At 53.8% G+C, this 19,825-nt stretch carries 17 protein-coding genes, 1 tRNA gene and 1 pseudogene; 11 read left to right on the top strand and 8 right to left on the bottom strand.

Features of this window, described 5'->3' with window-relative positions; translation table 11 throughout:
* Nucleotides 1–61: 61 nt before the first annotated feature.
* On the bottom strand, nucleotides 62–3,457 hold the full coding sequence (locus M0644_RS06460) for a bifunctional diguanylate cyclase/phosphodiesterase (protein ID WP_286627101.1): 3,396 nt from the start codon (nucleotides 3,455–3,457) through the stop codon (nucleotides 62–64).
* A gap of 144 nt (nucleotides 3,458–3,601) precedes the next feature.
* Between M0644_RS06460 and M0644_RS06465 the strand changes: the two genes are divergently transcribed.
* The 3 genes from M0644_RS06465 to mutL are packed head-to-tail and all read left to right on the top strand — an operon-like array spanning nucleotide 3,602 to nucleotide 6,628.
* Nucleotides 3,602–3,817 (top strand): DUF2555 domain-containing protein, encoded by a 216-nt coding sequence (locus M0644_RS06465; RefSeq protein ID WP_206200107.1) that lies wholly within the window; start codon nucleotides 3,602–3,604, stop codon nucleotides 3,815–3,817.
* A complete protein-coding gene (coaBC, locus tag M0644_RS06470; protein ID WP_286627103.1) occupies nucleotides 3,804–5,018 on the top strand; it encodes a bifunctional phosphopantothenoylcysteine decarboxylase/phosphopantothenate--cysteine ligase CoaBC in 1,215 nt (404 codons plus the stop codon). Before M0644_RS06465 ends, coaBC begins: the two co-directional genes overlap by 14 nt.
* The gene (gene mutL / locus M0644_RS06475) at nucleotides 5,018–6,628 is read left to right on the top strand and encodes a DNA mismatch repair endonuclease MutL (RefSeq protein ID WP_286627105.1); all 1,611 of its coding nucleotides are present in this window, start codon (nucleotides 5,018–5,020) and stop codon (nucleotides 6,626–6,628) included. Before coaBC ends, mutL begins: the two co-directional genes overlap by 1 nt.
* Here the strand turns inward: mutL and M0644_RS06480 are convergent.
* Complete coding sequence (locus M0644_RS06480; protein ID WP_226972031.1) at nucleotides 6,570–7,112, bottom strand: NADAR family protein; 543 nt, start codon at nucleotides 7,110–7,112, stop codon at nucleotides 6,570–6,572. The genes mutL and M0644_RS06480 overlap by 59 nt on opposite strands.
* Before the next feature lie 171 nt (nucleotides 7,113–7,283).
* On the opposite strand from M0644_RS06480, the gene psb27 reads away from it, so the two are divergent.
* Together psb27 and M0644_RS06490 are read left to right on the top strand one after the other, a co-directional pair.
* Nucleotides 7,284–7,688 (top strand): photosystem II protein Psb27, encoded by a 405-nt coding sequence (psb27, locus tag M0644_RS06485; protein WP_149819226.1) that lies wholly within the window; start codon nucleotides 7,284–7,286, stop codon nucleotides 7,686–7,688.
* 5 nt (nucleotides 7,689–7,693) lie between these two features.
* On the top strand, nucleotides 7,694–8,404 hold the full coding sequence (locus tag M0644_RS06490; protein WP_286627108.1) for a M15 family metallopeptidase: 711 nt from the start codon (nucleotides 7,694–7,696) through the stop codon (nucleotides 8,402–8,404).
* Between the two features lie 14 nt (nucleotides 8,405–8,418).
* Here M0644_RS06490 and rpmB read toward each other — a convergent pair whose 3' ends face one another.
* From rpmB to M0644_RS13130, 6 genes and pseudogenes are all read right to left on the bottom strand, one after another.
* Nucleotides 8,419–8,655, bottom strand: coding sequence for a 50S ribosomal protein L28 (gene rpmB / locus M0644_RS06495; protein WP_149819231.1), 237 nt, complete (start codon nucleotides 8,653–8,655; stop codon nucleotides 8,419–8,421).
* An 81-nt stretch (nucleotides 8,656–8,736) separates the two neighbouring features.
* On the bottom strand, nucleotides 8,737–9,375 hold the full coding sequence (locus M0644_RS06500; protein ID WP_149819234.1) for an LON peptidase substrate-binding domain-containing protein: 639 nt from the start codon (nucleotides 9,373–9,375) through the stop codon (nucleotides 8,737–8,739).
* A 59-nt stretch (nucleotides 9,376–9,434) separates the two neighbouring features.
* A tRNA-Leu gene (locus M0644_RS06505) sits at nucleotides 9,435–9,518 on the bottom strand.
* A gap of 62 nt (nucleotides 9,519–9,580) precedes the next feature.
* Nucleotides 9,581–10,027, bottom strand: a complete 447-nt coding sequence (locus M0644_RS06510; protein ID WP_286627110.1) for a hypothetical protein — start codon at nucleotides 10,025–10,027, stop codon at nucleotides 9,581–9,583.
* Nucleotides 10,028–10,151: 124 nt separating this feature from the next.
* The gene (pcrA, locus tag M0644_RS06515; RefSeq protein WP_286627112.1) at nucleotides 10,152–12,473 is read right to left on the bottom strand and encodes a DNA helicase PcrA; all 2,322 of its coding nucleotides are present in this window, start codon (nucleotides 12,471–12,473) and stop codon (nucleotides 10,152–10,154) included.
* A gap of 166 nt (nucleotides 12,474–12,639) precedes the next feature.
* Nucleotides 12,640–12,867: pseudogene (locus M0644_RS13130) on the bottom strand (hypothetical protein); the annotation flags it as partial.
* Nucleotides 12,868–13,022: 155 nt separating this feature from the next.
* On the opposite strand from M0644_RS13130, the gene menB reads away from it, so the two are divergent.
* From menB to clpB, 6 genes are all read left to right on the top strand, one after another.
* Nucleotides 13,023–13,859 carry a 1,4-dihydroxy-2-naphthoyl-CoA synthase gene (gene menB / locus M0644_RS06520; RefSeq protein WP_149819238.1) on the top strand — a complete coding sequence of 279 codons (837 nt, stop codon included), beginning with the start codon at nucleotides 13,023–13,025 and terminating at the stop codon, nucleotides 13,857–13,859.
* Nucleotides 13,860–13,903: 44 nt separating this feature from the next.
* Nucleotides 13,904–14,152: a Ycf34 family protein gene (locus tag M0644_RS06525; RefSeq protein ID WP_149819240.1), complete on the top strand. Its 249-nt coding sequence runs from the start codon at nucleotides 13,904–13,906 to the stop codon at nucleotides 14,150–14,152.
* Between the two features lie 164 nt (nucleotides 14,153–14,316).
* Nucleotides 14,317–15,636, top strand: coding sequence for a TrkA-related ion transporter (locus tag M0644_RS06530; protein ID WP_255451725.1), 1,320 nt, complete (start codon nucleotides 14,317–14,319; stop codon nucleotides 15,634–15,636).
* 4 nt (nucleotides 15,637–15,640) lie between these two features.
* Nucleotides 15,641–16,165 (top strand): SRPBCC family protein, encoded by a 525-nt coding sequence (locus M0644_RS06535; RefSeq protein WP_286627114.1) that lies wholly within the window; start codon nucleotides 15,641–15,643, stop codon nucleotides 16,163–16,165.
* Nucleotides 16,166–16,227: 62 nt separating this feature from the next.
* Nucleotides 16,228–17,040 (top strand): hypothetical protein, encoded by an 813-nt coding sequence (locus M0644_RS06540; RefSeq protein ID WP_190278274.1) that lies wholly within the window; start codon nucleotides 16,228–16,230, stop codon nucleotides 17,038–17,040.
* A 95-nt stretch (nucleotides 17,041–17,135) separates the two neighbouring features.
* Nucleotides 17,136–19,799 carry an ATP-dependent chaperone ClpB gene (gene clpB / locus M0644_RS06545; protein WP_286627115.1) on the top strand — a complete coding sequence of 888 codons (2,664 nt, stop codon included), beginning with the start codon at nucleotides 17,136–17,138 and terminating at the stop codon, nucleotides 19,797–19,799.
* The last annotated feature ends 26 nt before the right edge of the window (nucleotides 19,800–19,825 follow it).

Genomic DNA, 19,825 nt, shown 5'->3' on the forward strand with positions numbered 1-19,825 from the left:
TCTTTATCTAAGATAGCCAAGGGGCTTTGCTGACCCCTAGATAACGGTCTTGATGCAACAATTATTTGCTTTCCGTTTGACAAGGCGTGATCCTCGCTTGTAGTAACTGGTGCGCTTGCTCCTCAGAGAGGGGTTCACCAAAGAGAAACCCCTGACCCCGCTGACAGCCCAACGCCTGCAAGCACTGCTTTTGGGAGAGATGTTCAATGCCTTCGGCAACCACTTCTAGTTGCAGGGTTCGGGCGAGGCTAATAATGGCACGAACAATTTCTAAATTTTGGAAATTGGTTTCGATGTCTCGGACAAAGGACTGGTCAATCTTTAGGGTATACAACGGCAGTTGGCTCAGGCGGCTGAGGGAGGAATAGCCAGTGCCAAAGTCATCAATGCCACAGCGAATATCAAGGGCTTGGAGCGCCTCCAATTGCTCTTGGGCAAACCTTGAATCGGGCATGATCACTTCCTCAGTAATCTCCAGAATCACTTGCTGGCCGCGAATCCCATAGAGCGGCAACAGATGCTTGAGCAAAGGAACCATTTGGCCAGAATTAAAGAAAGCACTGGAAATATTGACACTGAGGGTGAAGTCGGCAGCCCGAGAACCCAGTGTCTGTTGCCATTGGTAGAGGTTGAAAATTGCCTTTTGCAGAACCCATTGATCCAGTTTTGTGGCTAGACCCAACCCCAGAGCCAAGGGCAAAAATTCTGCCGGACTGATCCAACCGTTTTCGGGATGCTGCCAGCGAACTAATACTTCAAAACCAACAAGGCTGTCCTGACTGAGGCTGACAATGGGCTGGTAGAAGAGCGCTAGTTGCTCCTGCTCTAGGGCACGGCGAAATTCCTGTTCCCGTTGTAAGCGGGTGTAAACCGCTTGGTGGTGCTCCGATTCAAAGAGTTGCATACCGTTGCACCCTTGGGCCTTGGCAGCATACATGGCAATATCAGCATCCCGCAGCAGTTCACCGGCAGTGCGGTAACGAGAATTAACAATGGCGATGCCAATGCTGACGCTGACACTTACCTCAGTGCCCTTGAGCACATAGGGTTCACTAATGCAACGGCGCAGGCGATCGCCATACTCATAAATCTGCTGGAGACCCTCAATGTGTTCGAGGATGGCAATAAACTCGTCTCCCCCCAATCGGCCAACGATCTCCTGCTGGCGCATACTCGACCGAAGGCGATGGGCAATTTCTAGAAGTAACTCGTCGCCGGCATCATGACCCAAGCTATCATTGATGACCTTAAACCGATCCAAATCCAAAAACAAAACGGCAAAGGGCGGAATGTCACCGCGGTGGTAGGCAGCCAGCAGTTGATCAATTTTTTCTGTGAGGAAGGCGCGATTGGGGAGATTCGTTAAACTATCCTGGCAAGCCAGTTGCCGCAATTTCTCCTCCGCTAGCTTGATGTTGGTAATGTCCAAGCAGGAACCAAGGTAGCCAATGCAAGTGCCGTCTTCGGCATAGCGGGGTGCCGCTTGCTTGAGTACCCAGCGATAGACACCTTGGCCATTGCGCAGGCGGTGCTCAATTTCATAGCTTTGCTGCTGCTCAACGGCAAGACGGATGGCCTGCTCTGTGCGCTCCCGATCCTCAGGATGGACAAGGTCTAACCAGTTCCAGCCAAGGATTTGGTCTAAGGAGGCGCCCAAGACGCGGCAAATGGTTTGGTTGGCAAACTCAATGGTGCCTTTGCTATCTGCCAGCCAGATCATCAAAGGTGAGGCATCGGCCATCTGGCGAAAACGGGTTTCACTTTCCACTAGGGCTAGCATCGCTTTTTTGCGTTGGGTGACATCCACCCCCACCGTGGTGATCAGGTAACTGCCATCCCCTTGAGGTTCAGCGGTGGCATTGAGGGAAATCCACACCTCATGGCCGTCGCGATGTTGAAAGCGATATTCGGTGTGGGCACAGCCTTCTTGGAGTAATTTCTCGCGAAAGGGACGATGATAGGCTTCCCAGTCCTCGGAAGGAACCCGCGATCGCCAAAGATTCGGGTCTTCTTGAAAGTCAAGGGGGCTGTAGCCGAGAATGCGCAGGTGCCCTTGGGAGAGATACTCATAGCGCCAAGAGCCATCAGGAAAGAGCCGTATTTCACTGACAAAGGCATCGGCGCGATCCAACAGTTGATTGAGCTTTTCTTGGGCGGCCTGGAGTTCCCCATTGACGTTGTGCAAATCGAGGGTGCGGGCAATCACCTGCGCCTCAAGTTCCGTTTGCTGGGCTGCAAGTTGCTGGGTCAGCTGCCGTTGTCGCGTGACATCCACTGCCGTCAGTAAAATGAACTGTTGGTTGCCGTTGGGCAGTTGCAGGGGCAGGGAAACCATCTGCCAAATACGCTCTTGGTTGGCGCGAGTGCGGATGCACACATCCCCATGCTCAACCCGTGCCTGCGTTATAAGGCAGCGTTGGAATTCTGTGGCCGCCCACTGGCGTTGCGCTGCTTCAGGAAACGCAATTGCCAACCACCCCTCCCATGTGGGGGTTTCCTCTGGGCTGCTGCCGGTTTGCTCTTGCCATGCCCGATTCATCAACCACAGTTGACCATCCGCCGCCACCAACGCCATCGGCAGCGGTGATAAAAGCAGGCTGTTGCGGAACACCTCGTCCATTTCAGTGTAGGCGCGCCAAAATGACTGCCGCTCCTGCTCTACTTGGTTCAGATGCTGAGCCTCCGTAACCAAAAGAGTGACCAAAAAAGCGATGATACTGATGATCTGCACCTCTTGGGCTAAGCGCTCCGAAAGCCATAGGCGATCGTGGTGTACCCATTGAATTACCCAACCAATGAGGAGGGGGCCAAGGATGCTCCAAGGCAACAATCGCCGCAAGAGTAGGCCACCTATCCTTTGTGAACTGAAGTAACGCATCACCCCTAGGGAGGGATGCCATTGCATAAGGCAGAGGTTCAACAGCCCAAGAAGAACGCAGGCGAGGATTTGGCCAAGGGCAGAGGCACTAAGAGACAGCGGCAATTGGTACAGACCGGCCAATACCTCAAGGAACAGCAGACAGGCACTTGTGATTGCCCCTCCTTGACCGAAAATCACTTGCCAACTTCGCTCCCCCCTGACCCCCCACAGGGCCACCCCTAGCCCTATAAAGGCCACAGGCCGTAGCAAACTGGTGTAGGCCGGCAAAGACAGCGCTTGCCACGGAGCAGTGATTTCCTGAGCATTGAAAACTGCTACGGCAATTGCCACCCCCATGAGAACAAGCACTAGGCCACAGAGCTGGGGGAGGCATGCTAATTCTCGATCTCTGCCCCTAGATCCCATGAGGGTGATGGCCAATGCGGTTAACCCAAGGGCGATGGCAGCAAAAACATCAATACCGACCAAGAGAGGCGAGTGGGAAGTGATGGCAGCGAGAACCCACTCTATAAAAACAGCTGTTGCTACCCCTAGACTCAACAGAGCAACCACTCGTAAGAATTGGGGATTGGTCATAGGCAGGGGTAAAACTGGCTAGGGACATCGTACCCCGCAGGGCAGTAGCTTTTTTAGTCTAGCTCCTCAATCTTGGGGTTGAGGCCAAGGGGTATGTAAACTAGTGTTGTAGGACAACTCTTTAGGCGTCCTGCAGGAGGGGGTATGCAAACAACTCACCACTACACTCAGGAGTATATCAATCACCTCACCCCCCAGGAGGTGGCTGCCTTGGCACGACGGCTTGAGGAGGATGATTACGATACACCCTTTGCTGCCCTTGAAGACTGGCATCTGCTGCGCTCCATTGCCTTTCAGCGGCCAGAGCTGGTAGAGCCTTATTTGTATCTTCTGGATTTAGAAGCCTTTGACGAGTCCTAGGGCAGTTCCCCATTTATTAGTGGGGGTGGGGGGTGGCATTGCTGCCTATAAAATCTGTGATGTGATCTCCACGCAAGTAAAGGCGGGGTGGCAAGTGTCTGCCATCCTTTCAGAGACCGCCTCGCAGTTCGTTACGCCGTTGACCCTTTCGACCCTGTGCCGGCAATCGGTACTCACAGATGCGGATTTTTGGCATCCCCAAGCGCCGCGACCGCTACACATTGAACTGGCAGAAAAGGCAACGCTGATGTTGATTGCTCCCCTCACGGCCAATACGTTGGCCAAACTGGCGCTGGGTTTGGCGGATAACCTACTGACCAGTACGGTGCTGGCCTCCCAAATACCCATCTTGGTGGCACCGGCCATGAACACCACAATGTGGGAGCAACCGACGGTACAGAGCCATTGGCAACAACTGCAACAACAGCCCCGTTATCATTGCTTACCCCCGGCCTATGGCCGCTTGGCCTGTGACAGCGTCGGTGTGGGGCGGATGGCGGAGACGCAGGAAATCATTGCCTATTTGGACTCCTTGGCCTATACCCACGGCCAGCGAGACTTAGCTGGCAAGCATCTGCTGATTACGGCGGGGGGCACCCGCGAGTATTGGGATGCGGTGCGCTTCATTGGTAATCCGGCAACGGGGAAAATGGGGATCGCTCTGGCAAGGGCAGCCCTGCATCGCGGTGCAAAGGTGACGTTGATTCATGGGGCGATCGCCGAGCCGATCCCAGCCCAGGTACGCGCTATTGAAGCAATCAGTAGCGAAGCAATGTGCAAAGCTGTCCTTGAGGTGTGGCCAGAGGCAGATTGGCTGGTGATGGCTGCCGCCGTTGGTGATGTCCGCCCGGCCCAACAGTGGTCGGGAAAGCTCCCGAAATCGGAGTTGCCTACCGCCTTACCCCTGAGTCCGGTGCCCGATATTTTGCAAGCGGTGGCTCAGATGCGCCAACCCCACCAACGTCTGATTGGTTTTGCTGCCCAAACGGGGGATATTGTAACGCCCGCCCGCGAAAAGCTAGAACGCAAGGGCTTGGATTTGATAGTTGCCAATGCGGTGGATCAAGCCGATGGTGGCTTTGGCAGCAACGAAAACGCAGCGGTGGTGCTGGATCGGCAGGGGCGATCGCGCAACCTTGCCAAGGTACCAAAGTTAATTCTGGCCCACCAAATTTTTGACGTTGCCCAAGAATGGCTCTGATGAGCGATGTCCTGACGGTGGTGCCTCTACCAGCACCAATGCGGCAAGCGATCGCTGCCGCTGAAACCCTCGACTCCCTAGCCACGGTTGTCCAAGAACTGGTGGAAAATGCCCTCGATGCCGGGGCGAGTCGCATTCACCTCCACTGGCGCCCTTCAGCATGGCATCTTGAGGTCACAGACAATGGCGAAGGGATTCGCTGGGCAGATCTCACCCAAGTGGCTCTCCCCTACACCAGCAGCAAGTTGCCCCTCAGCGGGGAATTGGCGGACATCACAACCTTGGGATTTCGCGGTCAAGCCCTCCACAGTTTGGCGCAAATGGCACAGTTAACGATTTGCACTCGCCACCGTGAGGCGGAGACCGGTTGGCAAGTGAGTTATGATGCCCAGGGTCAAGTGCGCAGCCAGCGTCCTCTAGGAATGGCCGTGGGGACTCGCGTCATTGCTGAGCAACTTTTTCAGGACTGGCCGCAACGACAGCAGGGGGTCAATCCCAAACAGGTTCAGCGGCGCCTTCAGGAAATTGCCCTGTGTTTCCCGCAGGTGGCTTGGCATCTCCTTAAGGATGGAAAGCGCTGGCACCACTGGCCGGCGGTGGCGTCTTTGGGCGATCGCCTGCTGCAACTCATCCCACAACTCCATCCCCAAGATCTGCGCCAAATGAGCGATGCCCAAATTGAACTGGTCTTGGCGCCGCCGGATCGCCACCATCGTCCCCGCCCCGATGGCTTAGGGGTGGCTGTCAATGGCCGTTGGGTCGAACTGCACAGTGATCCCTCGTGGCAGCAGGTGATTCTTGAGGCCTTTGGTCGCGGTCTACCGCGGCAGCGCTTTCCCCTGTGTATTGCCCATCTCCATTTACCCCCGGCGGCGATTGATTGGTCTGCAGCACCCCAAAAGCGCACGATCTATCTACGGGAACCAGAGCAATGGCAAGCTCTGTTAGTCGAGCGCATTGGCCAACTGCTGGCCTCCCTAACCGTCCCCACAACGAGCTATCACCTGCTTAAAGCTGCTGAACCCCCTGGCCGCTATCGAACCTTGTTATCCCCCAGTCCATCGCCCCAGTCAGCCCTCAAGGTGGTTGGCCAGTTGCACAATACGTACATTATTGTTGAGCACGCCGAAGGCATCTGGTTGATTGAGCAGCACATTGCCCATGAACGGGTGCTGTACGAGCAAATTGAAACAGATTGGCAGGTGGTGGAGCTAGAGCAGCCGGTGTTGGTGGACTCCCTCACGGAGACGCAAGTGCAACGCTTTCAAGACTGGGGGTTAGCGATCGCCCCCTTTGGGGTACAGGTTTGGGCAGTGCGCCGTGTGCCTGCTCTATTGCGCGATCGCCCAGATGTGGTGGCGGCTCTCATTGAACTTAGCCAAGTGGCGGATCTAACTGCTGCTAAGGTGGCCGTTGCCTGTCGCAGCGCCATTCGTAACGGCACGCCCCTCACCCTTGCAGAAATGCAAACCCTTGTGGATCAGTGGTACCGCTGCCGTCAACCCCACACCTGCCCCCATGGTCGCCCCATCTGTCTGCAACTGCAAGAATCTAGCCTTGCCCGTTTTTTCCGTCGTCACTGGGTGGTGGGCAAAAGTCATGGCCTTTAGATTGGCAATCTTGCAGAGGGGTGAAAGTGTGAAGATCTGCCCCTTGGCGCAGACAATGCCGCAGATGCATCAGCAGCCGTCCTAGGTAGTTCGAGCCTTGGCGATCGCCCCCACAACCCCAATAGCTATCTACTGGGGAATCTTCCACCAATTCTTCATCCCCAGTTGCTAAGAGCAGTTCCCGCAGGTCGGGATGGGTGGTAAATTTGGCCACAAGGGCACGCCACATCACTGGCTGTTTCAGTTGATCCCACTGAGGATGCACGGGGTAACGACCACTGCGACCGAGTTGGGCAGCCGCTTCGGGAGTTGGGGCGATGCGAATGGCATGACCAAAGGCCTCATGGGCAGTGCCAAAGAATTTATGGGCTTGGTAGTAGTGCTCCGCTGTTGGCCAGTAGTAGCCCTCAAGGGTAAAACCGTGGGGAGAGAAATTGGAAAAACTGCCGTAGGCATCCTTGACGCGATAAAAGTAGATGGTCATTGCCAACCGCGTTCCCGCACCCCTTGATCACCTAAGCATTGATGAGGACTGAGATCATCATGCCCCAAATACAGCCCTTTTCGCAGAGACAGAAGCGGGTTAGGGGAGCCAATTCTTGCTAAGATCAGCCTCATGGGTATCTTAAGACCTAATTTTGTTTTGGGGTTTGATATGAAACGTTTTTGGGCGATGGTTTGGGCACTTTTCCTAAGTGTGTCACTACTCCTGACCAGTTGTGCTAATGTGCCCACGGGGCTAACGGGAAATTTCCGTGAAGATACCCTTGCGCTGATCAGTAGCCTGCGCGAAGCGATCGCCCTACCGGATAATGACCCCAACAAGAAGGCCGCTCAAGCAGAGGCTCGCAAAAAACTGAATGACTTCTTTGCCCTCTATCGTCGCGATGACTCCCTGCGATCGCTCTCTTCCTTTATGACGATGCAAACTGCCCTCAACTCCCTTGCGGGTCACTACAGTTCCTATCCCAATCGTCCCCTCCCGGAGAAGCTGAAAGCCCGCCTCGAACAAGAGTTTAAGCAAGTTGAACTCGCCCTTGATCGCGAAGCCAAGTCCTAGTCCCAATGGGGGATAAGCCCTATACCAAGATTCCGATTGCAGAGTGTGGGGAACCCCTAGCGCCTATTCCACCTACCTTTCTGCGGCTGCAACCCCATCCCTATCAAAGCCGAGGTGCCCCCTATGGCAAAGCCTCTCCCTTTTGGTTGCGGGTGGGGGTCATTGCTGCCCTTGAGCGCGCCCAAGCGTTCCTAGAACCTTACGGCTGGCAACTGGCGATTTTTGATGCCTATCGCCCAATTGCGGTACAGCAGTTCATGGTGGCGCATACCTTTGCTACCCTCTGTCAAGAACGGGGGTATGATGCGCAGCAACTTGAGCCAGCGATCGCCCGCGAGATTTGGCAACAGGTTGATCAATTTTGGGCGGTGCCCAGTTTAGACCCTCAGCAACCACCCCCCCACAGTACCGGCGCTGCCGTTGACCTTACCCTCGCTGACCCCGCAGGCCATCCCTTGGAGATGGGGGGTGTCATTGATGAAATTTCTGAACGTTCTTTTCCCGATTTTTACGATCGCCATCCTGAAGAGACCCATGCCGCTTGCTTTGCCCAACGCCGCCAAATTCTCTATCAGGCAATGCGCCATGCAGGCTTTCAGCGCCATCCCAATGAGTGGTGGCACTTTTCCCTTGGGGATCAGTTGTGGGCTTGGCAAACGCAGCAACAGACTGGCCAGCGGGACATCCTCGCTCGCTATGGCCGCATCGATCTTTAAGGCTAGCTAATCCCTTAGAGCTTGTTGAGATTCAACCCCGCTTCTTTGGCAAATGCACTCAGGCCTTTGCGCTCAAGGGTTTTAATGGCTTTGGTAGAGAGGCGCAGCCGCACCCAACGGTTGCCTTCTGGCCACCACACCCGTTTCCATTGCAAATTCACTTCTTGCAGTTTTTTCGTCCGCCGGTGGGAGTGGGAAATAGCGTAGGCGTTATTGGCTTTTTTTCCAGTCAGTTGACAAACGCGGCTCATTGGTTTTCTCCCCTGCAAGGCAATGTGATGCAAAATAACCAAGACTTCTAGCGTAACATATTCCGCCGAGAAGCACACGGCCTATTTGAAGGTTTCCTTGAGGACGGTGCGGGCCGCCAAGTGATTGCGGGTGGTGGTTAAAATTTCTGCTTCCCGCAGTAGGCGATCGTAGGTGGATTGTAGCTCTAGAAGACGTTGCTGCTCCTGAGCGACACCGCGAAAATTACTGGCAATCCAATAGGACAGTTCAAGGGCAGCCGTGGGCACATCGGGGGGCAGCTCCATGGGTTGCTCGGTCAACTTCGCTGAAAGGCGCACCACATCCTCAAGAAGTTGCCGCACTTCCTTGGCCAAGGGGCGCAGATCAATGCTGGTGGGTTCATCCTCAATCCACTCCACTAGTCCAACGCGGTAGGGTTTTTCGCGCACGTAGTCCAAGATGCGAAACCGCTGCTGACCCAAGGAATCAATGAGCATGCGATCATCGGGAAGCCGTTCGTAGCGACGCACTTCCGCACAACAGCCCACCGTGGCTGGCCGTCCCGTCTGTGGATCCCACATCACGATGCCAAAGCGGCGATCGCTCTCAAGAATCGTATTCATCATGATGCGGTAGCGAAATTCAAAAATGTGGAGTGGGAGGGGTCGCCCCGGAAAGAGCACAACATCCGGCAAGGGAAAAATGGGGAGTTCGCGAACGGCAATGGACGAAAAAGCCATAATGACAGCGCACAGAAGCCAATGCTTCTATCGTACCGTACTTTGCAGGCTTCCTAGGATGCGGAACCGGGGACTTGAACCCCGAAGTCCTTGCGGACACTAGAACCTGAATCTAGCGCGTCTACCAATTCCGCCAGTTCCGCTCGTGATAGATTTGGTCAGCGATCTTTTATTATCTTGGGTTTGGTGGAATTCTGTCAACTCATTATTTCATCTTGCCTCTGAAGGTGAGCACAAAGGGCTGACCATCCAATTGACCATTGCCCGCCAAGTTGAGAATGGACTGCTGACTGCCATAACGAATATTGAGGGTGCCATTGGCATCGGCCATACCAGAACTAGTCAAGCGAATCCGCAGATTGTAGGCATCCTGCTGCATGACGTTGCCAGAAAAGCCAATATAGTTGCCATCCGCCAGTTGCATATTAATATCCGCCACCTTTTGCGGATCAATGGCAATGCTCATAAACGTTACTTTTTGGTTCGGGCGGCCACTGATGCGAAATAGACCCTCGCCCATATCAGCATAGAAGGTGGTGCCTGCGGGTTGGGCTGGCTGAGCGACCATTGCGGGCACTTGGGGGGCGATCGCGTAGGTGTGCGCCCCAACGCTGAGGGCAAGAAGGGTTGCTGCAATAATGCTGTTGCTCACGGGAAGTTCCTAAGTTCCTATAAGTTCATGCTTATCCTGACGCTCAAAAAGTGTGAATGGCACCCAAACAGCCGCATCCTGCAATAAGACTTCATATTGTTCAGCTCGGATCGGTTCGCTCGATTTATAGCCGTTCAAGGGGTGTCAGCCGGGGATCCACCACCTTTTGCCCGCGACGTGGGAAACGAATCGCCAAGGAGAGCTTCGGGCCAGTGTTAAAGACATGGGTAATTTCCCCTTCGCCATAGACAGGATGGAGAATGCGATCGCCCACCCGCCAAGGAGAGGCAGCAGCCTTGCTCAACCGTGCGGGGGATAGCTTCGTGACAGCAGCCATTTTGGGTCGTCGTTGAACATTCCCTGTCAGCACTTCTGGGGGTAGCTCTGTCAAAAATTGCGAAGGAATCGTATCTTCACTGCCACCGTAGCGGCGACGGCTTTGGGCAAAGGTGAGAAAGAGTTGTTCTTGGGCACGGGTGATGCCGACATAGCAAAGGCGGCGTTCTTCTTCAAGGGCCATGGGGTCGTTGAGACTGCGGAAGTTGGGAAAGAGTCCCTGCTCCATGCCCACCAAAAAGACAACGGGAAATTCTAGCCCCTTAGCGGCATGCAAGGTCATCAGGGAAACAACGCCCTCTCCCTCCTGCAAGGTATCCAAATCCGAGGCAAGGGCAGAACTGTTGAGAAAATCGCTGAGGCTTGCCCCCTCGTTTTCTTCGCTAAATTGCTGGGCAGCGTTAACCAATTCCATTAGGTTTTGCAGTCGCTCTAGGCTTTCGTCAGTGCCTTCGTTTTCGAGTTCGCGGCGGTAGCCTGTCTCTTCAATCACGGTTTTCACTAGTTCAGGCAGTTCAATGTCGTCCACTAGCGATCGCAGGCGGGTCATGAGGGTCACAAACTGCTGCACGGCACGACTGGCTCGCCCGGCCAAGGGCGTCATGGATTCGGTATCGGCAATTAAATCCCACAGGGAAATGCTAAGGGTTTGCGCGGCGTCACTGAGGCGATCCAAACTGGTTTTGCCAATGCCGCGTCGTGGCACGTTGATAATTCGCCGCAGACTCACGGTGTCTTGGGGGTTTTGCAGCAGCCGCAAATAAGCGAGAACATCCTTGACTTCCTTGCGCTCATAGAATTTGAGACCACCAACCACAGTGTAGGGAATGTTGGCACGCACTAAGGCCTCCTCAAAGGGGCGCGATTGGGCATTGGTGCGGTAGAGAATGGCAAACCGTCCCCATTGGGGTTCGAGGGATTGACTGCCCAAAGCTTTGATGGTTCGGGCAACAAAAGAGGCTTCATCGGTTTCAGTGTGGCAACACTCGCAGTGAATGGGAGCGCCTTCTCCTTTGGTGGGACGCAGCACTTTATCAATGCGTTCGTTGTTGTGCTCAATGAGATGATTGGCGGCCTGCAAAATGTTGGCTGTGGAGCGATAGTTTTCTTCCAACTTAATCATTGTGCGGCTGTGGTTATCGGGCAGGCGATCGCCAAAATCCTGTTGGAAATTCATCAGGATAGTGAAATCAGCGCAGCGAAAGGAATAAATGGACTGATCCACATCGCCGACGACAAAAATCGAGCGATCGCCCCAATTCTGAAACTGTTGCGGTGGCGTACCATTGGTGGCCAGTAGCCGAATGAGATTGTATTGGGTGCGGTTGGTGTCTTGGTACTCATCCACCAGAATATGTTGGAATTGCTGATGCCAATACTCAAGGCGCTCAGGGTGCTGTTGTAGCAGCTGCACCGTTCGCAAAATCAAATCATCAAAGTCAAGGGCGTTATTCTGGGCAAGGGTTGCCTCATAGCGACGATAAACTTCTGCGGCCACCCGGCCAGCGGGCGATCGCTGTTCCTGCTCCAATTGATCGGGGCTTAGCCCTCGGTTTTTGGCATGGCTAATTTTGTAGCGGATACCGCGCGGATCATGCTTGCGCTCATCGAGATTGAGTTCCGCAGTGGCAATTTCCTTAATCAGGCTTTGCACATCTGACTCATCAAAAATGGTGAAATGCCGCGTCCAGCGATACCCTTGGGGATGTTGATAGGCCTCTATTTCCAAGCGCAGGAGTCGGGCACACAGGCTGTGGAACGTGCCAATCCAAAGGGACTTCGTGTAGGTTTGATAGACTCGCGATCGCACCCGCTGTTGTTCGAGGGGAGAGAGATCCAGCCAGTCTCGCCTGTAGAGTTGCTGAGCCACCTCTTGACCAAAGAGAGCTTCAAGCCGCTCCTTCATTTCGCGGGCGGCCTTATTGGTAAACGTCACCGCCAAGATATTTTCTGGTGCCACCTGATGCTGGCGAATCAAATGGGCAATGCGATAGGTGAGCGTGCGAGTTTTCCCGGAACCGGCGCCTGCCACCACCAACATCGGGCCACAATAGTGCTCCACCGCCCGCCGTTGTGATGGATTCAGTCCTGCCAGAAAATCCCTACTCATTTGCTGCTACGCCCATTCGCCTAAAGTTTTATGATACCTGTTATGACCAGCCAACGGGTTAGCCCCCCATCCGCCAGTACTGCGGGCATCACGGCATCAGACGGCGATGGGTTGACCCTCCTGCCAGCCTTGGGTTTGAGGCGATATCATCCCACAGGGGATCTCGGGCACTGTAGAGGAGTTCGCGCTCCAACAGCGCATTGATGAGCATTGATTGCCAGCACTAAAAGGCCCCGCAAAAACAATCTCAAATGTTGGCGAAACCATCTTGCGCAGGGAAGTTTGAACTGGCCTAATATCATAAGGAGCGCAGCTTGGGTTCCGCATTCAACAGCTCAAGGAGGCGATCGCAATCCGCTTGCAAATTGGGGCAGGTGTTGAGGAGGTCGCTCATAGCAAAGAAGCACAAACTATTGTCAGCAACAGCCTAACATAGCTCTCCTAGCCTCCCCTAGGTGGTGGATGTTAATTTTTTTTGCGATTTTGCTCCCCTCTAAACCCGAGAACCCCTCAGGTTACAATGAGAATCCATCTTACCCATCACACTCTATGGACAGCGTCCACTGGCAGCAGGTTCACCACTACACTGACATCCTGTACCACAAAACGACGGGCATTGCCAAAATTACGATTAACCGTCCCCACAAGCGCAATGCCTTTCGTCCCCAAACCATTGTCGAAATGAGTCAGGCCTTTGAGGATGCCCGCAACGATCCCACGATTGGCGTTGTCTTGCTCACCGGGGCAGGCCCCCACACCGATGGTAAGTATGCCTTTTGTGCGGGTGGTGACCAAAGTATTCGGGGTGAGGCAGGCTATCTGGATGATCAGGGGGTAGCACGGCTGAATGTGCTGGATCTGCAACGGCAAATTCGCTCCCTGCCAAAGGTGGTGATTGCCCTTGTGGCCGGCTATGCCATTGGCGGTGGCCATGTGCTGCACTTGGTCTGTGACCTCACCATTGCTGCTGAGAATGCCATTTTTGGTCAAACGGGGCCACGGGTGGGTAGTTTTGATGCGGGGTTTGGTGCCAGTTATCTTGCCCGCATTGTCGGCCAGAAAAAAGCGCGCGAAATTTGGTTTCTCTGTCGACAATATACAGCTCAGGAAGCCTTAGCGATGGGTCTAGTCAATGCTGTTGTCCCCGTTGAGGAGCTGGAGGCGGAGGGGATCCGCTGGGCGCAAGAGATTCTCACCAAAAGTCCCTTGGCCATTCGCTGCTTGAAGGCGGCCTTTAATGCCGATTGTGATGGTCAAGCCGGCCTACAGGAATTAGCTGGCAATGCAACCTTGCTGTACTACCTCACTGAAGAGAGTACCGAGGGCAAAAACGCCTTTTTGGAAAAACGTCCCCCCAACTTTCAGCAGTTCCCTTGGCGCCCCTAAGGGATGCGCTAGAGTAGGAGCATGTGGCATTGGGAGAGTTCGCCATGTGTATCTGTGTTAACTGCGCCCTTGTGGATCGCTGCACCACATACTATGCCGTTGAAGAGCAGCACCAACAGCCCCATCTGACCCTCACACCAGACTTTGACCCGATTGAGCCGACGATCAATATCAACATCCGTACCCAAGGGGAAGAGATTCTCTTGGAGTGGGATGTGGTTGGTTGTGCCAGTTTTGTCGAAGAACAGGGACGGTGGGCAAAACTGCGTCCAGGAGAATTGATTCCCACCTAAATCTGATGGTTAGCCGGCGATCGCGGCAAATCGCGGCAATTTGATGTTCTCTTCTAGCGGCACTCATGGGACAAAGCCGGCTAAGACAACAGCTTGATCTATTTCTGCACGCACCACAGGTAGAAATTAGCCTGCTGGTTTTGCTCCTACTATGGGTACTTTTAGTGGTGGTCGATCTTTTCTGGGTACAGCCCGGCCACCCTAATTTTTTTCTGATGCTGGCGGATTTGCCCCTACGGCTGTGCTTTGTTGTTGAGTTATTCCTACGCTTTGCGATCGCCCGCAAAAAGCAACGATTTTTCCGCCACTACTGGCTTGATCTAGTCGCGATTTTACCGATGCCGCCCCAGTGGCCCCTGTTTCGTCTGCTGCCCCTTTTGCGCCTACCCCGTGCCTCGATTTTGATCAATCGCAACCTACACTACATTTCTCCCCAGATTTCTGGTCTCTACGGTGCCCAAATTTCAGCACTGTTAATCATTGTGTTGATCATGCTCTTTGGGGGACTGGCTTTTTATATTATCGAAGGAACCTCAAACCCAGACATCGAGACCCTTGGGGATGCCCTGTGGTACAGCTTCTTTTCCTTAGTGTCCGCCGAACCCATTGGTGCCTATCCCAAAACCCATGCCGGGCGGATCATTACCCTAGTGGTGGTTTTGTCGGGGCTGACTTTGTTTGCAGTGTTTACAGGGGTGGTGTCTGCCTTCATGGTGCAACGGTTGCAATCAGTCATGAGCATTAAGAACTTTGACTTGGATGAGTTGCGCAACCACATTATTCTCTGTGGCTGGAATCGCAGTGCCCCCCTAGTGTTGCAGGAGTTGCAAACCGATCCCCAAACCCGCCATGCACCGATTGTCATTGTTGCTGAACTTGAACAGTTGCCCTTGAGTGAGTTGCGGAGAGTAGATCAAAATCGCCTTTACTTTTATTCGGGAGACTATACCCGCATTGACGTTTTAGAGAAGGTGCAGATTTACCACGCCTCCCGTGCCATTCTCTTGGCGGATACCAGCCAGCCCCGCAGTGATCAAGACCGCGATGCCCGAACGGTTCTCGCTGCACTGACCATGGAAAAACTCAATCCAACGATTTACACCTGTGCCCAGCTTTTGGATCGCAATAATAATGTGCAACTTCAGGCGGCAGGGGTGGAAGATGTGGTGGTGGCTGATGAAATGGCGGGTCACCTGATTGGCAATGCAGTACGCAATCAAGGGGCGATGGATGTTTTTGCGGAATTGCTAACAGTACAGGTGGGAAACCAATTTTATCGGCTGCCTTTGCCGTCAACGCTGGCAGGCAAAACCTTTTGGCATGCGCAACGACACCTCAAGGAGCAGTACGATGCCCTCTTAGTTGCTGTGGAACGTCGCATTGAGGGGCGTCGCCAGACGGAGATTAACCCACCAATGGACTATGAGCTGCAAGGGGGGGACTATGTGGTTGTGATTGCGCGGCAGTATCCACAGTGGGGATAAGCTCATGGAAATTTCCTCGCAAGTAGAATTACCTTTTCCCCGCGAGCACGTCTATCGCACCTATCGCGATCGCCTGCCTGAGTTAGTCAACTGGATGCCCAATGTGCGTAAAATTGAGGTGCAAGAGCGCAGGGAACAGCCTGAGATCTTAGAGATGGTTCTGGTCTGGCATGGGGGTGGCGAAATTCCGGCAGCGGCTCGGGCACTGCTGAGTGAGGCAATGCTCTCGTGGACGGACTACACCCATTGGGACGATCGCGACTATCTTACTCGCTGGCGCATTGCACCCCATGCCTTTACCGAGGCCATTGACTGCCAAGGGGAAAATCAATTCATTGCTGTGGGTGACTCAACAATTATCACTAGCCGAGGTCATCTACGCATTGATCCAAAACGCATTCCGGGGGTACCCTCCTTCCTAGCTGGCATGATTGCTCGCGCTGTGGAGGAGTATCTCGGCCAACGCATTGAACCCAACTTTCAGCAGTTGGCAGCCAGTGTCGCAGCATTTTTGCAGGCAAAGGGGTGAGATTGGCACGATAAGGGGCTGTGGCAAATTGTTGGATGAGAAGCTAAAGGGGGTAGTTGACGATGAAGGTACTAAAGCAAACGATGAAGGTACTAGAGCAAACGATGAAGGTAATAGAGCAAACAGAGTATCGCTTACGCCTGCGGGAACAGCCTTTGTTTTTTTGGCTCGGTGGTGGGGTGTTGTGTCTTTGTTCTGTTTTCCTCTTGAGTACCCTTCCTTTTGCCAAAATTGAGTGTCAACGCCAAACTCTACCCTATGAGTGTGTTGCCACCACCCCGTTCTTTGTCATTCAACGGCGGGTCAAAATTCCACTCTCGGTGCTGCGACAGGCAAAGTTGGAGGACTACATTGACAGCGAAGGCGATCGCATGTACAGCATTGTCCTTGAGGCTGGGGCTGACTCAATACCCTTGGGCATGCATTCCTCAGATGGGGATAGTCGCGCCGCAATTGTGCAGCAAATTAACCAGTTCCTCAGCAATCCCAACCAAATGCAACTGTCTACTAATGTGGACAATCCTTGGCTAATTCAGATGGTTGTGGGGGTGATCTTTTTGGTGGGGGTGATGGGGGTGAGTCTGATTGTGTTCGCTCCTGCCTTAACCCTCGATCTGAATCGTAGCAGTGGCACATTTACAATTTACCACGGGTATTTTTTCCCCCGAACGAAACAGGAATTGCGCTTGCAGGACATCAAAGAAGTGGCTATTGAGGAGTTGGTGGATTCTAATGGCGATCGCTTCTATCGCGTCGTGATGCACCTCACTTCTGGTGAGACAGTTCCCCTGCGGCAGTACTACAGTAGCGGCTATGACAGCAAGAAAAAACTCGCTAATCTCCTGCGGCAGTTTCTCTATCTGCCACCTCTATAAGTCGTCCTGCGAGTGTGGCGCTGGCCTGTTGATTACACTGAAGATGATGGCATAATGCATTCACGGTCGGTGGGGTTTTGCCCTCAATTATCACTATGCAACCAACGGATCCAACAAAGTTTACTGATAAAGCATGGGAAGCCATTGTTAAGTCCCAAGATGTGGCACGGGAATATCGCAGCCAATATCTGGAAACAGAGCACTTGATGATTGCCCTCCTGCGGGAGGAGGGACTGGGGCAACTGATCTTTGAACGGGCCGATATTGACACTGAATGGGTGCTCAAGCGGCTGATGGAGTTTGCTAAGCAGCAGCCCCGCGTGCCAACGGGGAGCGAACTTTACTGTGGCCGTAGTTTGGATGCCCTGCTTGATGAAGCCAACCGCCTGCGCCAAGAGCACGAGGATCAGTTTATTTCGGTTGAGCATCTTGTCCTCGCATTTGTGGGCGATCGCCGCATTGGTCAACGTCTGTTCCGCGCTTTGAATTGCGATCGCGAGCAGTTGGCGGCCACCGTCAAAGCGATTCGCGGCGCCCAAAAAGTCCTAGACCAAAACCCCGAAAATAAATACGCTGCCCTTGAAAAGTACGGTCGCGATCTCACCGAAGCAGCCCGCCAAGGCAAACTGGATCCCGTCATTGGCCGCGATGAAGAAATTCGCCGCGTCATTCAAGTGCTCTCCCGCCGCACCAAAAATAATCCCGTGCTCATTGGTGAACCGGGTGTAGGTAAAACCGCCATTGCCGAAGGCCTTGCCCAGCGGATTATCAATGGCGATGTGCCAGAATCCTTGAAAAATCGGCGGTTGATCTCCCTTGATCTGGGGAGTTTAGTAGCGGGTGCCAAGTTTCGCGGTGACTTTGAAGATCGCCTCAAGGCGGTTCTCCATGAAGTGACCCATTCCGACGGTCAAATTGTTCTCTTTATTGATGAATTGCACACCGTGGTTGGTGCCGGTGCCAATCAAAACTCCTCAATGGATGCCAGCAACCTCCTGAAGCCGATGTTGGCGCGGGGCGAACTGCGCTGTATTGGTGCCACCACCCTAGACGAGTACCGCAAGCATATTGAGAAGGATGCCGCCCTTGAGCGTCGCTTCCAGCAGGTGTATATTGGCCAACCCAGCGTTGAGGATACGATCTCAATTTTGCGCGGCCTCAAGGATCGCTACGAAATTCACCACAACGTCAAAATTACTGACTCGGCACTGGTGGCAGCGGCGATGCTTTCGGATCGCTATATTAGCGATCGCTTTTTACCCGACAAGGCCATTGATTTGGTAGATGAAGCGGCGGCCAAACTGAAAATGGAAATCACCACCAAGCCTGCTGAACTGGAAGCCCTTGAGCGGCGACTGCGGCAACTGGAGATGGAAAAACTCTCCCTCAAACAGGAAGAAAGTCTGCCCCTGAGCCAAGCGCCACTCCAAGCCACCCGCGATCGCCTGCAGCGCATCGAAGAGGAAATTGCCCAACTGCAACCGCGACAACAGGCCATGCAAGCCCGCTGGCAAGCCGAAAAAGACCTCCTAGAGCGGATCAACAGCCTCAAAGAAGAGGAAGATCAGGTAAAGCTGCAAATCGAGCAAGCGGAGCGGGACTACAACCTCAACAAAGCTGCTCAACTTAAATATGGTCGCCTCGAGACGCTGCAACGGGAATTGGAAAGCACCGAAGCGCAACTCTTGGAACTTCAGGCCGAAGGCGGCACCTTTTTGCGCGATCAAGTTACGGAAGCTGATATTGCCGAAATCGTCTCCAAGTGGACGGGAATTCCACTGCAAAAACTCATGGCCTCAGAACGGCAAAAACTCCTGCAACTGGAACAAGTCCTCCATCAGCGGGTGATTGGTCAAACTGATGCCGTGGCCGCCGTGGCCGCAGCGATTCGCCGAGCGCGAGCCGGCATGAAAGACCCTGCCCGTCCCATTGGTTCCTTTCTCTTTATGGGACCTACGGGGGTGGGCAAAACAGAACTGGCCCGTGCTCTTGCCGAAGCCCTCTTTGATGATGAAAATGCCCTTGTGCGCATTGATATGTCGGAGTACATGGAAAAACACGCCGTCTCCCGCATGATTGGCGCCCCACCGGGGTATGTGGGCTTTGACAGTGGCGGGCAACTGACGGAAGCGATTCGCCGTCGTCCCTATGCCGTAGTTCTGTTTGATGAGATGGAAAAAGCCCATCCGGAAGTCTTTAATGTGCTCTTGCAGGTGCTCGATGATGGCCGCGTCACTGATTCCCAAGGGCGAACGGTAGACTTCCGCAATACCGTGATCATTATGACCAGCAACTTAGGCAGCGAGCATATTTTAGATTTGGCCGGGGATGACAGTCGCTATGAGGAAATGCGCCAACGGGTACTCCAAAGTGCGCAAAAGTATTTTCGCCCCGAATTTCTCAACCGCATTGATGACTTGATCCTCTTCCATGGCCTAGGGCGGACTGAACTGGCACAGATTGCTCAAATTCAACTGCGACGGGTGGAGAAACTCCTTGCGGATCAAAAAATTCGCCTGCGCCTCACCCCGGCAGCGCTAGATCATTTGGTGGCGGTGGGCTTTGATCCAGTCTATGGGGCACGTCCTCTGAAACGCGCCATTCAACGGGAATTGGAGAACCCCCTCGCCGTGAAGATCCTTGAAGAGGTCTTTGCACCCGGCGATACGATTTTGGTAGATTTGGTCAATGGTGAGTTGACCTTTAGCCCTGCCAACCTCGCAGGTGCAGGCGATCGCGACACCGTCACCGCCTCCTAAGCCTTCAGTAACCGACTCGACAGGAA

Source organism: Thermosynechococcus sp. B1 (assembly GCF_030322985.1).
Lineage (GTDB): Bacteria > Cyanobacteriota > Cyanobacteriia > Thermosynechococcales > Thermosynechococcaceae > Thermosynechococcus.